Origin of the sequence: Acidovorax sp. Leaf191, from assembly GCF_001424425.1 — a bacterium.
GTDB lineage: Bacteria > Pseudomonadota > Gammaproteobacteria > Burkholderiales > Burkholderiaceae_C > Acidovorax.
Genome location: NZ_LMPT01000001.1, coordinates 1 through 14,700, shown reverse-complemented (window position 1 = coordinate 14,700; position 14,700 = coordinate 1). Strand labels below are relative to the sequence as shown.

General features: G+C 65.3%; 14 protein-coding genes and 1 pseudogene. 12 read left to right on the top strand and 3 right to left on the bottom strand.

The features are described from left to right. The first annotated feature begins 50 nt into the window (after window positions 1–50). Entirely contained in the window at window positions 51–914 is an 864-nt protein-coding gene (locus ASG27_RS00070) for an amidohydrolase family protein (protein ID WP_056410112.1), read from the top strand. Between the two features lie 90 nt (window positions 915–1,004). Here the strand turns inward: ASG27_RS00070 and ASG27_RS00065 are convergent, their stop codons facing one another. Beyond that, the gene (locus ASG27_RS00065) at window positions 1,005–1,790 is read right to left on the bottom strand and encodes a DUF72 domain-containing protein (RefSeq protein ID WP_056410110.1); all 786 of its coding nucleotides are present in this window, start codon (window positions 1,788–1,790) and stop codon (window positions 1,005–1,007) included. A 456-nt stretch (window positions 1,791–2,246) separates the two neighbouring features. Between ASG27_RS00065 and ASG27_RS00060 the strand changes: the two genes are divergently transcribed. Continuing rightward, window positions 2,247–2,534, top strand: a complete 288-nt coding sequence (locus tag ASG27_RS00060; protein ID WP_056410108.1) for a hypothetical protein — start codon at window positions 2,247–2,249, stop codon at window positions 2,532–2,534. A 196-nt stretch (window positions 2,535–2,730) separates the two neighbouring features. Here ASG27_RS00060 and ASG27_RS00055 read toward each other — a convergent pair whose 3' ends face one another. Continuing rightward, the gene (locus ASG27_RS00055) at window positions 2,731–3,882 is read right to left on the bottom strand and encodes a magnesium transporter CorA family protein (RefSeq protein ID WP_056410106.1); all 1,152 of its coding nucleotides are present in this window, start codon (window positions 3,880–3,882) and stop codon (window positions 2,731–2,733) included. A gap of 66 nt (window positions 3,883–3,948) precedes the next feature. Further along, complete coding sequence (gene hemB, locus ASG27_RS00050) at window positions 3,949–4,956, bottom strand: porphobilinogen synthase (protein ID WP_056410104.1); 1,008 nt, start codon at window positions 4,954–4,956, stop codon at window positions 3,949–3,951. A gap of 435 nt (window positions 4,957–5,391) precedes the next feature. Here hemB and ASG27_RS00045 point away from each other — a divergent pair, with 435 nt between their 5' ends. The 10 genes and pseudogenes from ASG27_RS00045 (at window position 5,392) to tuf (ending at window position 14,696) form a co-directional block, all read left to right on the top strand. Beyond that, complete coding sequence (locus tag ASG27_RS00045) at window positions 5,392–5,829, top strand: CopD family protein (RefSeq protein ID WP_056410102.1); 438 nt, start codon at window positions 5,392–5,394, stop codon at window positions 5,827–5,829. Window positions 5,830–5,850: 21 nt separating this feature from the next. Next, window positions 5,851–6,948 (top strand): VanZ family protein, encoded by a 1,098-nt coding sequence (locus ASG27_RS00040; protein WP_056410100.1) that lies wholly within the window; start codon window positions 5,851–5,853, stop codon window positions 6,946–6,948. Window positions 6,949–7,144: 196 nt separating this feature from the next. Beyond that, window positions 7,145–7,492, top strand: coding sequence for a (2Fe-2S) ferredoxin domain-containing protein (locus ASG27_RS00035; RefSeq protein WP_056410099.1), 348 nt, complete (start codon window positions 7,145–7,147; stop codon window positions 7,490–7,492). A gap of 90 nt (window positions 7,493–7,582) precedes the next feature. Next, window positions 7,583–8,236, top strand: coding sequence for an alpha/beta hydrolase (locus ASG27_RS00030; RefSeq protein WP_056410097.1), 654 nt, complete (start codon window positions 7,583–7,585; stop codon window positions 8,234–8,236). Window positions 8,237–8,365: 129 nt separating this feature from the next. Beyond that, on the top strand, window positions 8,366–9,535 hold the full coding sequence (locus tag ASG27_RS00025; protein WP_056410096.1) for a D-alanyl-D-alanine carboxypeptidase family protein: 1,170 nt from the start codon (window positions 8,366–8,368) through the stop codon (window positions 9,533–9,535). Window positions 9,536–9,901: 366 nt separating this feature from the next. Further along, the gene (gene rpsL, locus ASG27_RS00020; protein ID WP_015012185.1) at window positions 9,902–10,279 is read left to right on the top strand and encodes a 30S ribosomal protein S12; all 378 of its coding nucleotides are present in this window, start codon (window positions 9,902–9,904) and stop codon (window positions 10,277–10,279) included. Between the two features lie 170 nt (window positions 10,280–10,449). Further along, the gene (gene rpsG / locus ASG27_RS00015; protein ID WP_005798541.1) at window positions 10,450–10,923 is read left to right on the top strand and encodes a 30S ribosomal protein S7; all 474 of its coding nucleotides are present in this window, start codon (window positions 10,450–10,452) and stop codon (window positions 10,921–10,923) included. Between the two features lie 154 nt (window positions 10,924–11,077). Then, a complete protein-coding gene (fusA, locus tag ASG27_RS00010; RefSeq protein WP_056410094.1) occupies window positions 11,078–13,180 on the top strand; it encodes an elongation factor G in 2,103 nt (700 codons plus the stop codon). 225 nt (window positions 13,181–13,405) lie between these two features. Then, window positions 13,406–13,501: pseudogene (locus tag ASG27_RS25595) on the top strand (GTP-binding protein); the annotation flags it as partial. Window positions 13,502–13,505: 4 nt separating this feature from the next. Beyond that, window positions 13,506–14,696, top strand: a complete 1,191-nt coding sequence (gene tuf / locus ASG27_RS00005; protein ID WP_056410091.1) for an elongation factor Tu — start codon at window positions 13,506–13,508, stop codon at window positions 14,694–14,696. The last annotated feature ends 4 nt before the right edge of the window (window positions 14,697–14,700 follow it).

Genomic DNA, 14,700 nt, shown 5'->3' with positions numbered 1-14,700 from the left:
GGCCGCTACCGCTTGCCTGTAAAGCGCTATCAGCTATAGCTTTAATAGCAATGGGGCTGCAGGCCCATGCCGCCGACTACAGCGGCCCGCTGTTCGACGCCCACCTGCACTACAACGAGGAGGCGTGGGACGGCAAGACCGGCCCGCACCCGCCCGCCGATGTGCTGGGGCGCATGCACAAAAGCGGCGTGCGCGCCATCGTCGCCAACTCGCGGCCCAACACCGGCTCGCTCACGCTGGCGGGCCTGCCGCAAACGCGCGAGGCGGGCGTGGCCGTGGTGCCGTTCGTGCGGCTGTACCGCAACCGGGCGGACTACTCCGGCTGGTTTGCCGACGAAAGCATCTACACCATGGTGCAGACCGAGTTGGCGCGCGGCACGCCCGCCGGGCCCTACCGCGGCATCGGCGAGTTCCACCTGTACGACAGCGCCAACGCGGACGGACCGGTGGCCAAGAAGCTCATGGCGCTGTCCGAAGAGCGCGACCTGGTGGTGCTGGCCCACGTGGACGACGCGGCCATCGATTTGCTGATGGCCAACACGCCGTCCAAGGGCCGCAAGCTGCGCCTCATCTGGGCGCACACCGGCATCGGCGGCGCGCCGGTGGACCGCGTGGACGCGCTGTTCGCGCGCTACCCCGGCCTGGTGGGCGAGCTGTCGTACCGCCCGGGCCTGGTGTGCGACGACAACCAGCTGTGCCCTGCCTGGCGCGCGCTGCTGCTCAAGTACCCCACGCGCTTCGTGATCGGCTCGGACACCTGGGTCAACCAGCGCTGGCAGCACTACGAGAGCCTGATGGCGGGCTACCGCACCTGGCTGGGCGGCCTGCCCGCCGACGTGGCGCGCAAGGTGGCGTGGGACAACGCGGCGGGGCTGTTCGGCACGCCGGCACCGGCGCCGGGGGCGGCGCGCTGACCCGCGATGGGCGATGGGCGATGGGCCTGGGCCTGGGCCTGGGCCTGGGCCTGGGCCTGGGCCTGGGGCTGTAGGGAGGCCCGGGCGCCCTCAGCCCCGCAGCGCAGGGTGCTGCTGCAGGTCCAGCGCGTTCCCGGTCGCAGCGCCGCTGGCCGTGTTGTCGAAGATGCACCACACACTGCGCGCTTCGTGCGTGGCGGCCTGGATGCGCCGGGCCAGCGCTCCGATCAGCGCGGGCGCGTAGGCGGAGTAATAAGTGCGCGGCGAGCCATGCAGCCGGCAGTACACCAGCCCGTGCCAGCCGCCCGGCATCCTGCCCGCACCGTGCAGCACCGGGTCGGCCAGCACGCGTGCGGCCTGCCAGTGGGCCAGCATTGCGTCGCCTTCGGCGGTGAACCAGCTGGCGTGGCGCGGCTCCACGGCGATGCCGATCTCGCTGTCCAGCCGCCGCAGGCTGCGAAAGAACGCCTCGGCCACCGGCGCGTCGAATGTGAGGCTGGGCGGCAGTTGCACCAGCAGGCAGGCCAGGCGCTCGCCCAGGCCGCGGGCCTGGTCCATAAAAACCCGCTGCAGTTCTTCGGTGTCCTTCAGCCGCGCGTCGTGCGTGATGCTGCGCGGCAGCTTCACGCTGAACCGGAACGTGGGTGGTGTGGCCGCAGCCCAGCGCTCGTAGGTGCTGCGCTGGTGGCGCCGGTAGAACGAAGAGTTGATTTCCACGGCCGTCAATTGCCGGGCGTAGCGCATGAGGTGCGACTCCGCCGGGTCCGCGGCGGGAAAGCGGTGCTGGCCCTCGCGCGGCAGGCCCCAGCTGGCGGTGCCGATGCGCACGGGTGCTGGCACTGGCGCAGCAACGGGGCCGGCGGCTGGTGCATTCATCTGCGAACTCCTGGGGTTGTGCAGGCCCCATGCTGGCCCCGACGCGGCCACGCCCGGGTAGGAAATAACCGCCGCGTGCATGACAGTTATTGCTTGCGCCAGAACAACGACCGATGGAATGAGGGCTGCGGGCCACGGGCGGCAACCGGCCCGAAAGCCACGCGCAGTTAATCCTCTGATCGCCTCACCTAACCGCACTTTGGCGCACTGTTGGCGATACGGCATTGGATGCGAACTGACTGACCATGAGCTGAAACGGTGTCAGGCGTGATTGAAATGTCGTGCGGTTGACGTTGTTCAACCGATTCGCATAGTTTGGGCGCTGCACAACGGCGCTCGCTCCGGAGCGCCTGCGGCTAGGATGGCGTTATGCGGGCCCATAGGGTCGAGCAAAAATGTCTAAAATTTGGTTTGGGAGTTGCCTACACTTCCAGGAAAATTCACAGGATAAGCAAAATGCCGAGGGTCTTGAATTTTTGGCTGAATACAGGCATCTTGTTTGCTATTTCAATAGCAATGGGTCTGGTAATTATTGTTGGCGAGCAAAATCAGGAATCTGATTATTTGTGGGTAAAGCTTCTTGGATTGATTTTGCTGGCGTTCATGTATGCGAGCTGGATCTTCAAGAAATTCTTTCAGTTGACATTGAAAGATTTTATTCGGTACTTATTGCTGATGCTTTTGATGGGTATTGCGGCGGTGTGTATATTTTCTGTGGCCGTAGTGAAATTGATCGGTCTTTAAGGAAGGTTTGCGTAAATGGTCACCAGTGTGACCAGTCGCCAGTTGCGCGAACAAGCTGGCCCCGCACGCCACCGCTCCGATTCATGCCCCTCAGCGCTCGCGCGAGCGGACGCACCTGCCCGATATCGCATCAATCGCCAGTGCATATCCACTGCTTTGACGACGCAAGCAGTGTCTGGAATGTGCCCGATGGCGCTCAGGCACCCGTGCGCGCGAGATACCGCTTGCGCCAGAACAGCGCCACCAGCGCCACCGCGATCGTGATCATCGAGCCCATGGCCCACCAGAAGCCGTCGGCTTTGTGGATGAGCGGGATGAATTCGAAATTCATGCCGAAGATGCCGGCGATCAGGTTCAGCGGCAGGAACACGGCGGTCAGCGCGGTCAGCGTGCGCATGATGTCGTTGGTGCGGTTGCTCTGCACCGAAAAATGCATCTGCACGGCGGTTTCGGTGCTCTGCTCCAGCCGGCGCACGTGGTGCACCACGCGTTCGATGTGCTCCAGCACGTCGCGGCTGCGCACCTTGAGCAAGTCCAGCTCGCGCAGGCCGGTGGGCGTGTCGGGCAGGGCCCAGGTCTCCAGCGCGTCGATCCAGTCCTGCACGGCGGTGCGCTGGTCTTCGCAGATTTCGTCAAGCTGGTGCAGCGACAGCCGTGCCTCCAGCAGCGAGCTCCAGTTCACGTAGCGCGCGCGGGGCTTGAGCAGCTCGTTTTGCCAGTGGTCGAGCTGGCGGGTGAGCTCGCGGCGCAGGTCCAGGTAGCCGTCCACCATGAGGTTCACCACGCGCAGCATCAGGTCGGCCGGGCTGGTGGGTACTCGGGCCCCGGGCACCGGGCTGCTGCGGCCTTCGGCGGGGCCGGTGGGCAGGGCGGGCAGCGCTGCCAGCAGGCGCGTGGCGTAGGCGTCGCGCACCGAGCAGTCGGTGGGGTGCACCGTGAGCAGCAACTGGTCGAACACCGCAAATCCCACCGGGCTGGTGTCGATGCGCCGCAGCACGGGTGGGCCGCCGCGCCGCAGCGGGCTGGCGGCGGCAGCGTGGGCATCGTCCGGCGGCACCGGGGGCTGCGCTGCATCGCCGTGCGCCGTAGCCAGGCGGCGGAACACCAGCAGGTCGTACTGCGAGGTGTAGTCGTAGTGCGACGGCAGTTGCGCGTTGAGCAGGTCGGACACGTGCAGGTCCACCAACTGCAGACCCACCAGCGCCTGCAGACGGCCCTGGATCTCGGTCAGCCGGGCCTGGAACGCGGAGCGCGAGCAGGCGATCCAGACGAAACCCTGTGCGGGCATGTGCGCGGGCAGGCTGTCCAGCTCCTGGACGCCGCCGCCGTGGATGTGAAAGATGCGCATCGAGGCCGGTTGGGGTGTGGAGGAGAAAGGCGCCGCTGGCGCGGGAGTGCCGGTCACCGTCGGCGGCTACCGGGTCAGCAGCCGGGCTGCGTCGCGTGCGAAATAGGTCAGGACGCCGTCGGCACCCGCGCGCTTGAAGGCCAGCAGGCTTTCCATCATCACCGCGTCGTGGTCCAGCCAGCCGTTGGCCGCTGCCGCCTTGATCATGGCGTACTCGCCGCTCACCTGGTAGGCGAAGGTCGGCACCTTGAACTCGTCCTTCACGCGGCGCACGATGTCGAGGTACGGCATGCCGGGCTTGACCATCACCATGTCCGCGCCTTCGGCGATATCGAGGGCCACCTCGCGCAGGGCCTCGTCGCTGTTGCCGGGGTCCATCTGGTAGACGTTCTTGTCGGCCTTGCCCAAGGCGCCGCGCGTGCCCACCGCGTCGCGGAAGGGGCCGTAGAAGGCGCTGGCGTACTTGGCGCTGTAGGCCATGATGCGGGTGTGGATGTGGCCCTGCACCTCCAGCGCGTCGCGGATGGCGCCGATGCGCCCGTCCATCATGTCGCTGGGCGCGACGATGTCCACGCCCGCCTCGGCATGGGTCAGTGCCTGGCCGGTGAGGATCTCCACCGTCTCGTCGTTGAGGATGTAGCCAGTCTCGTCCAGCATGCCATCCTGCCCGTGGCTGGTGTAGGGGTCGAGCGCCACATCGGTCATCACGCCCAGGCCGGGGAATTCCTTCTTCAGTGCCCGCACCACGCGCGGGATCAGGCCGTCGGGGTTCAGGGCCTCCTTGCCGTCCGGCGTCTTCAGGGCCGGGTCGATGGCGGGAAAGAGCGCCATCACCGGGATGCCCAGCTTCACGCAGTCTTCGGCCACGGGCAGCAGCAGGTCCAGGCTCAGGCGGTCCACGCCGGGCATCGAGGCCACGGCCTCGCGCTGGTTCGTGCCCTCGTGCACGAACACAGGGTAGATCAGGTCGTCCACGCTCACGGCGTTCTCGCGCACCAGGCGGCGGGTGAATGCGTCGCGGCGCAGGCGGCGGGGGCGGTTCTGGGGGAAGGGGGCGGGGCTGTGGAGGTGCATCCGAAGATTATCTATCCCCTGTGGCGCTGCGTGCCTTTCCCACCCGGGGACGCGCCCGGTGGACCGGTGATGCCAGATCCACGGGTGCGCTGGCTGGGGGATTGCCGGTTTGGGCAGGGCTGCACCCACGTGAACCGCTCGCCCCGTCCAGGTTTTGATGCCGTGCAGATGCGGTTGCTGTATGCCTGGAAATGCCGCTTGTAACACGGTGTGTCCGGTGCTAAATTGGCGCCGGGCAGCCTGCTGCCCCCCGCTTTTCCTCCCTGAGCGGGGCCTTGTCTTGCAGCGATGCGAGAGGGGCTTCCCGGCCCGGCGGATCGCCGGGCTTTTTTTGTGGTGGTGTGCGGATGCGGCCGTTCGGCACAAAACGCCTTTCTGAAGCCTGCAGCGGGCTTTTGGAGGCGAAGGGCATCGGGTGGCCCTTAAACTGCCCGCATGCTCTGGGTCAAAGCCTTCCACATCGTCTTCGTGGCCAGCTGGTTTGCTGGTCTTTTCTACCTGCCGCGCATCTTCGTGAACCTGGCCATGGTGGCCCCGGGGTCGGTGGCTGAGCGCGACCGCCTGCTGCTGATGGCCCGCAAGCTCTTGCGCTTCACGACGCTGCTGGCGGTGCCGGCCCTGGCGCTGGGCGCGTGGCTGTGGCTGGGCTACGGCATAGGGCGCGGCCCCGCGTCACAGGGTAATGGCTGGATGCACGCCAAGCTGGCGTTGGTGGTGCTGGTGATCGGCTACCACCATGCCTGCAGCGTGCTGCTGCGCAAGCTGGCGGACGGCAGCAGCCGCCGCAGCCACGCGTGGTTCCGCTGGTTCAACGAGGTACCGGTGGCCCTGCTGCTGTGCGCGGTGGTGCTGGTCGTCGTCAAGCCTTTCTAACGCCGGGAAGGGGCGACGACGGTGCACAAGACCTCCGCCTGGCCCCTGGCGCTGACCTATGCGGCGCTGATCGTTTTTGCCAGCCTGTTCCCGTTCGACGGCTGGCGCGCCCAGGGCATCGACCCGCTGGTCTTCCTGCTGGCCCGCCTGCCGCCGCCGTACTGGACGGGCTTTGACGTGGCCACCAACGTGGTGGGCTACGCGCCGCTGGGCTTCTTGCTGGTGCTGGGCATGCTGCGCTCGGGCTGGCCGCGCGGCGCGGTGTGGCTGGCCACGCTGGCGGGCGGCCTGCTGTCGCTCTCCATGGAGTTTCTGCAGATCTACCTGCCGCGGCGCGTGCCGTCCAACCTGGACCTGCTGCTCAACATCGGCGGCACCTTGGCGGGGGGCCTGATCGCCGCGCTGCTCGAGCGCCTGGGCGCCATCGACCGCTGGAGCGATTTTCGGGGGCGCTGGTTCGTGAGCGACGCCAGTGGCGCCATCGTGCTGCTGGCGCTGTGGCCGCTGGCGCTGCTGTTCCCCGCGGCCGTGCCCTTCGGGCTGGGCCAGGTGCTGGAGCGGCTCGAAGGATCGCTGATCGAAATCCTGGCCGACACACCCTTCCTGGAGTGGGTGCCGCTGCGCGATGCGCCGTTCGAGCCGCTGTCGCCGGGCGGCGAGCTGCTGTGCGTCACGCTGGGTCTGCTCATACCGTGCCTGCTGGGCTATTGCGTGATCCGCCAGATGGGGCGCCGGGCGCTGTTCGCGCTGGGCGTGGTGGCCATCGGTGTCACGCTGACCGCCCTGTCGGCGGCGCTGAGCTGGGGCCCGGTTCATGCCTGGGAATGGATGGGCATGCCCACGCGCGTGGGCGTGTGGGGCGCGCTGGGGCTGGCTGTGGTGACGCTGGGCTTGCCCCGCCGCGCCTGCGCCGCAGTGCTGCTGCTGGCGCTGGCCTGGCACCTGGCGCTGCTCAACCAGGCGCCCACCAGCGCCTACTTTGCGCAGACCCTGCAGATCTGGGAGCAGGGGCGGTTCATCCGCTTTTATGGCCTGGGCCAGTGGCTGGGCTGGCTGTGGCCGTATGCGGCGCTTTTGTACGTGCTGGTGCGGGTGTCGAGGAGAGAAAGCGCCTCCTGAGCCGCCTGCGGCGTCTCGGTGCGTTCGCCAGGGGCGGCCGCTCTTCGTTGCCGTCCAGGCCTGGAGCCGCGGCACTCAGCCCCCTTCTCACCGCGCGGGCGCGGGATGCACCCGGTGGCCTTGGCAAAGCCGGTTCCACGCGTGCACTGGCGTTGTGCGCGCCAGGTTCGGCGTGCAGGGTTCGTAAAATGGGGCGATGAGCGACACATCCACTGCGCCTGGCTACTACCAGCGCCACATCTTCTTCTGTCTGAACGACCGCGCCAACGGCGAAGACAGCTGTGCCCACCACAACGCCCAGGCGGGTTTTGACCGCTGCAAGGCGCAGGTCAAGGCTGCCGGGCTGGCAGGCGCTGGCCAGGTCCGCGTGAACAAGGCCGGCTGCCTGGACCGCTGCGCGGGCGGGCCCATCGCCGTGGTCTACCCCGAAGGCACCTGGTACACCTACGTGGACACGGCCGACATCGACGAGATCGTCGAGTCGCACCTCAAGAACGGCCAGGTGGTGGAGCGCCTGGTCACGCCGGCGGAACTTGGGCGCTGAAACCGCGTCTGTCCCTGGGTCTTGAATGTTTTGGGCTGCCACCGCTTGATGGTCAAGCGCCGGCAGCTATGAATTGAGTAGCAAATCACCGTGAACGCACACACCGAACGCCTGACCCTGTCCGGCCCTGCCGGCGCCATCGAGGCCGTGCGCGACAGCGCCGTGCTGGCCGACGGCGTGGCCGCCCCGCGCGGCGTGGCCATCATCGCCCACCCGCATCCGCTGTTTGGCGGCACCATGGACAACAAGGTGGTGCAGACGCTTGCGCGCGCCTTTGTGCACTGCGGCTGGACCGCGGTGCGCTTCAACTTCCGCGGCGTGGGGGCCACGGCCGGCGTGCATGACGACGGCCAGGGCGAGCTGCAGGACCTGCTGGCCGTGGTCGAGCAGGTGGCGCCCGCGGCCGAGGGCCAGCGCATTGCACTGGCGGGCTTCTCGTTCGGTGCCTTCGTCACCAGCCATGCGCTGGCCGCGCTGTGGCCCGCGGGCCGGGTCGATACCGCCGTGCTCGTGGGCACGGCCGCCAGCCGCTTCACCGTGGCCCCCGTGCCGCCCGACGCCCACGAGCGCACCCTGGTCATGCACGGAGAGGCGGACGACACCGTGCCGCTGTCCGCCGTGATGGACTGGGCCCGTCCCCAGATACTGCCTGTCACAGTCATTCCCGCGGGGGGGCATTTCTTTCACGGACAATTGCCGCTTCTGAAAAATCTGGTGGTGCGCCACCTGCAGGCCACGGCCTGAGGGTTGCGCCCACGGCGGGCATTGCCGCCCGCCCTGGCGAGCCCGGCACCTGTACCCTGCACGCCCCGTGCGTGCACTCCGTTTCCTTTCTCCCTTCATCCCACCCATCCCAGCCCCAGCCTCCCGCCCATGAAACGAATCCTGTCCGCGCTGCGATCCCTCGCCGTCTTTGCTGCGGTGGCCCCGGCCGCCTTCGGCGCTTTGGCCCAGGCGCCCCAGCCCCCTGAAATCGCCGCGCGCACCTACCTGCTGGTGGATGTGACCGCCAACCAGGTGCTGGCCGCCAAGGACATCGACGCGCCGGTCGAGCAGGCCTCGCTCACCAAGCTCATGACGGGCTACCTGGTGTTCGACGCGCTGCGCGCCAAGAAGATCTCGCTGGAGCAGAAGCTCCCCGTGAGCGTGCGCGCCTGGAAGATGCCCGGCTCGCGCATGTTCATCGACCCCAAGATGCAGGTGCCGGTCGAAGACCTGATCAAGGGCATGATCGTGCAGTCCGGCAACGACGCCACGATGGCCCTGGCGGAAGGCGTGGGCGGCACGGCCGAAAATTTCGTCAAGCTCATGAACGACCAGGCGCAGGCACTGGGCATGAAGGGCACGAGCTACAAGAACCCCGAAGGCCTGACCGAGCCCGGCCACACCACCACGGCACGCGACCTGTCCGTGCTGGCCATGCGCCTGATGAAGGACTTCCCGGAGTACATGCACTACTACTCCACCAAGCAGTACAGCTACCCGGGCACCCCGGCGTCGAACGGCACCAACCGCAACTCGCTGCTGTTTCGCGACCCCACCGTGGACGGCCTCAAGACCGGCCACACCGCCGCGGCCGGCTACTGCCTGGTGGCCACGTCCAAGCGTGAATTCCCCGGTGTGGGCCAGCGCCGCCTGCTGTCCATCGTGCTGGGAGCCGCCAGCGAAAATGCACGCGCCAATGAAAGCCAGAAGCTGCTGAACTGGGGCTACACCGCATTCGAGGCCGTCAAGCTGTTCGACGCCGGCAAGCCCGTGGCGACGCCTGCCGTCTGGAAGGGCACCGAAAGCATGCTCAAGATCGGCCGCGAGGAGGCCATCGTCGTGGCGGTGCCTTCGGGCAGCGCAGGCAAGATCACCACCCAGATCGTGCGGCCCGACCCGCTGGTGGCGCCCTTCACCAAGGGCCAGTCCATCGGCACGCTCAAGGTCGCCCTGAGTGAGCAGACGCTCACCGAGGTGCCGCTCGTGGCGCTGGAAGAAGTCCCGCAGGCCGGCTTCCTGGGTCGCGCGTGGGATGCGATCCGCCTCTGGATTAAGTAGCAGGTACATCTGCCTGAGGCGCTTGGCCTCGGTGCCACCGCCGGAGGCGGCGGCTCTTCGGGCACGTCCAAGCCTGCGCAGGCAGGCTTGGAGCCGCGGCCCTCAGCCCCTGCTCTCGAATGGCTGCGCCATTCGGGAAGGTGGACACCGCCAGCGCGGCGGGGCGGCCCTTGCGCGGCGGTCCTGGCATGGGCAGCGCGCTTTCACAGGGCGTGCCGCGTGTGGTGCATGGGCCTTCAACAGAGAAGAGAAGCCGAGCGCTTGCCCGTTTTGGGTCTTGCTGCTACATTAGAAGGCTTTTCGGAATTTCCGAAGGGATTCACGTTTTCGCTTTCACGAAGCAAATTCACGTTTAGGGACGTATTCATGCCAACCATCAATCAACTGGTCCGTCAGGGGCGCGAGGTCGAAAAGACCAAGTCGAAAAGCCCCGCGATGGAAAACTCTCCACAGCGCCGTGGCGTGTGCACCCGTGTGTACACCACGACGCCCAAGAAGCCTAACTCCGCTCTGCGTAAGGTCGCCAAGGTGCGCCTGACCAACGGTTTCGAGGTGATCTCCTACATCGGCGGTGAAGGCCACAACCTGCAGGAACACAGCGTGGTGCTGGTTCGCGGCGGTCGTGTCAAGGACTTGCCTGGTGTGCGTTACCACATCGTGCGCGGCTCGCTCGACCTGCAAGGTGTCAAGGACCGTAAGCAAGCTCGCTCCAAGTACGGCGCGAAGAAGCCCAAGGCCAAGTAAGCCCTGCGCTTGCTGCCAAGAATTTTCGGTGCTGTCTCCCGCGTGGCGCGGTGGTGCAGCGTAGTGGCCCCAAACGCAGGTGTTCTGCGCGGGTCGAGTAAGTGGGAGTCCTTCATTGGCTCTCGCGGTGTCTGAAAAGATGCCAACTGAAGCAAAGATAGAGGTAAAAAATGCCACGTCGTCGCGAAGTCCCCAAACGTGAAATCCTGCCGGATCCCAAGTTCGGCAATGTAGAGCTGTCCAAATTCATGAACGTGATCATGGAAGGCGGCAAGAAGGCAGTTGCAGAGCGCATCATTTATGGCGCCCTGGAACTGATCGAGAAGAAGCACCCCGACAAGGACCCCCTGGAGGCCTTCACCGTTGCCATCAACAACGTGAAGCCCATGGTGGAAGTGAAGTCCCGCCGCGTGGGCGGTGCCAACTACCAAGTGCCAGTGGAAGTGCGCCCTGTGCGCCGCCTGGCCCTGTCGATGCGCTGGATCAAGGAAGCCGCCCGCAAGCGTGGCGAAAAGTCGATGGCCCAGCGTCTGGCCAACGAACTGCTGGAAGCCACCGAAGGCCGTGGCGGTGCCATGAAGAAGCGTGACGAAGTTCACCGCATGGCCGAAGCCAACAAGGCATTCAGCCACTTCCGCTTCTAAGCGAATCGACGACCGTTCTCGTCGCCAAGCGCAAGGCTGCCGGCATTTCTGCCTGCAGCCTTGTGGCGGTTGAGGCGGTCACAAAATTGACGGATCGCCGCCCCACAATGGCTGCCCCGTCCCCTGAATAACACGACCCATCCAAGGACTCACCATGGCTCGCAAGACCCCCATCGAGCGCTACCGCAATATCGGTATCTCGGCCCACATCGACGCTGGCAAGACCACGACGACCGAACGTATCCTGTTCTACACCGGTGTGAACCACAAGATCGGTGAAGTGCACGATGGCGCTGCCACCATGGACTGGATGGAGCAGGAACAAGAGCGCGGCATCACGATCACCTCGGCTGCCACGACCTGCTTCTGGAAGGGCATGGACATGTCCTACCCAGAGCACCGCTTCAACATCATCGACACCCCCGGCCACGTGGACTTCACGATCGAAGTGGAGCGTTCCATGCGCGTGCTGGACGGCGCCTGCATGGTGTACTGCGCCGTGGGTGGCGTGCAGCCCCAGTCGGAAACCGTCTGGCGCCAGGCCAACAAGTACAAGGTGCCCCGCCTCGCGTTCGTCAACAAGATGGACCGTACCGGCGCCAACTTCTTCAAGGTCTACGACCAGATGCGCCTGCGCCTGAAGGCCAACCCCGTGCCCGTCGTGATCCCGATCGGCGCTGAAGACAACTTCACCGGCGTGGTCGACCTGCTCAAGATGAAGGCCATCATCTGGGACGAAGCGTCGCAAGGCATGAAGTTCACCTTCGAAGAGATCCCTGCCGACCTGGTGGAATCCGCCAAGGAATGGCGCGAAAAGATGGTCGAGGCTGCTGCCGAAGCCTCCGAAGAGCTGATGAACAAGTACCTGGAAGAGGGCGACCTCTCCGAGGAAGAGATCAAGCTCGGCCTGCGCACGCGCACGATCGCCACCGAAATCCAGCCCATGCTGTGCGGTACGGCGTTCAAGAACAAGGGTGTGCAGCGCATGCTGGACGCCGTGATCGACTATCTGCCGGCACCTACCGACATCGATGATGTGACGGGTACCGACGAAGACGAAAACCCGGTCACCCGCAAGGCGGATGACAGCGAGAAGTTCTCGGCCCTGGCATTCAAGCTGATGACCGACCCGTTCGTGGGCCAGCTGACCTTCGTGCGCGTCTACTCCGGCGTGCTGACCAAGGGCGACACCGTCTACAACCCGATCAAGGGCAAGAAGGAACGTATCGGCCGTATCGTGCAGATGCACGCCAACGAGCGCCTGGAAGTCGAAGAAATCCGCGCCGGCGACATCGCTGCCTGCGTGGGCCTGAAGGACGTCACCACCGGCGAAACGCTGAGCGACATGGACTCCCAGATCATTCTGGAGCGCATGGTGTTCCCAGAGCCCGTGATCACACAGGCCGTGGAACCCAAGACGAAGACCGACCAGGAAAAGATGGGCATCGCCCTGCAACGCCTGGCTGCCGAAGATCCTTCGTTCCGCGTGAAGACCGACGAAGAGTCCGGGCAGACGCTGATCGCCGGCATGGGTGAGCTCCACCTGGAAATCATCGTGGACCGCATGAAGCGCGAATTCGGCGTGGAAGCCAACGTGGGCAAGCCCCAGGTGGCATACCGCGAAACCATCCGCAAGACGGTGGAAGAAGCCGAAGGCAAGTTCGTGCGCCAGTCCGGCGGTAAGGGCCAGTACGGCCACGTCGTGCTCAAGATCGAGCCGAACGAAGCCGGCAAGGGCAACGAATTCGTCGACGCCATCAAGGGCGGTGTGGTTCCTCGCGAATTCATCCCCGCAGTGGAAAAGGGCTTCCACGAAGCCGTCACGCAAGGCGTGCTGGCCGGCTACCCCGTGGTGGACGTCAAGGTCACGCTGCACTTCGGTTCGTACCACGATGTGGACTCGAACGAACTGGCGTTCAAGATGGCCGCGATCTTCGGTTTCAAGGAAGGTTGCCGCAAGGCCAACCCCGTGATCCTGGAGCCCATGATGGCCGTGGAAGTGGAAACGCCTGAAGACTACGCCGGTACCGTGATGGGTGACCTGTCTTCCCGCCGTGGCATGGTCCAGGGCATGGACGACATCCCGGGCGGTGGCAAGGCCATCCGCGCTGAAGTGCCCCTGTCGGAAATGTTCGGCTACTCGACCTCGCTGCGCTCCGCAACGCAGGGCCGCGCCACCTACACGATGGAATTCAAGCACTACAGCGAAGCGCCTCGCAACGTGTCCGAAGCCATCATGGCTGCACGCGCCAAGTAATTGGTGCGCTGGGTGAAAGGTCTGCCTGCGCAGGCCTTTCCCCATTGGTTTTCTGATCCATACAGCTGCTATCGCCCGCCTGGCGGGCGCAGGCAGCTATACAAAAAGTAGCAAGATTCTTGCAATCTGCGACCCGGTGCCGTCCTGTTGCCCTGTGCGGGACGAATCAGCAATCGGGTGCAGACGTTAAACCCCAACACAGGCAATGCTCTTTGGAGATTCAAAATGGCAAAAGGTAAGTTCGAACGTACCAAGCCCCACGTCAACGTGGGCACGATCGGCCACGTGGACCATGGCAAGACGACGCTGACGGCAGCGATCNAAAATGGCAAAAGGTAAGTTCGAACGTACCAAGCCCCACGTCAACGTGGGCACGATCGGCCACGTGGACCATGGCAAGACGACGCTGACGGCAGCGATCGCCACGGTGCTGTCCGCCAAGTTCGGCGGCGAAGCCAAGAAGTACGACGAAATCGACGCGGCACCTGAAGAAAAGGCCCGCGGCATCACGATCAACACCGCCCACGTGGAATACGAAACGGCCAACCGCCACTACGCCCACGTGGACTGCCCTGGCCACGCCGACTATGTGAAGAACATGATCACCGGCGCTGCCCAGATGGACGGCGCCATCCTGGTGTGCTCGGCCGCTGACGGCCCGATGCCCCAGACCCGCGAGCACATCCTGCTGGCCCGCCAAGTGGGCGTGCCTTACATCATCGTGTTCCTGAACAAGTGCGACATGGTCGACGACGAAGAGCTGCTCGAGCTGGTCGAAATGGAAGTGCGCGAACTCCTGGACAAGTACAACTTCCCAGGCGACGACACCCCGATCATCCGCGGTTCCGCCAAGCTCGCCCTGGAAGGCGACAAGGGTCCTCTGGGCGAGCAAGCCATCGACAAGCTGGCCGAAGCCCTGGACACCTACATCCCCACGCCTGAGCGCGCTGTGGACGGTGCCTTCCTGATGCCCGTGGAAGACGTGTTCTCCATCTCCGGCCGCGGCACCGTGGTGACCGGCCGTATCGAGCGCGGCATCATCAAGGTCGGCGAAGAAATCGAAATCGTCGGTATCCGCGACACGCAAAAGACCACCTGCACSGGCGTGGAAATGTTCCGCAAGCTGCTGGACCAAGGCCAGGCTGGCGACAACGTCGGCCTGCTGCTGCGCGGCACCAAGCGTGAAGACGTGGAACGCGGCCAAGTGCTGTGCAAGCCCAACTCCATCAAGCCACACACCCACTTCACCGCCGAAGTGTATGTGYTGAGCAAGGACGAAGGCGGCCGCCACACCCCGTTCTTCAACAACTACCGTCCTCAGTTCTACTTCCGCACGACCGACGTGACYGGCGCCATCGAGCTGCCAGCCGACAAGGAAATGGTCATGCCTGGCGATAACGTGTCGATCACCGTCAAGCTGATCAACCCCATCGCCATGGAAGAAGGTCTGCGCTTCGCTATCCGCGAAGGCGGCCGCACCGTGGGCGCTGGCGTCGTGGCCAAGATCATTGCTTAATTCA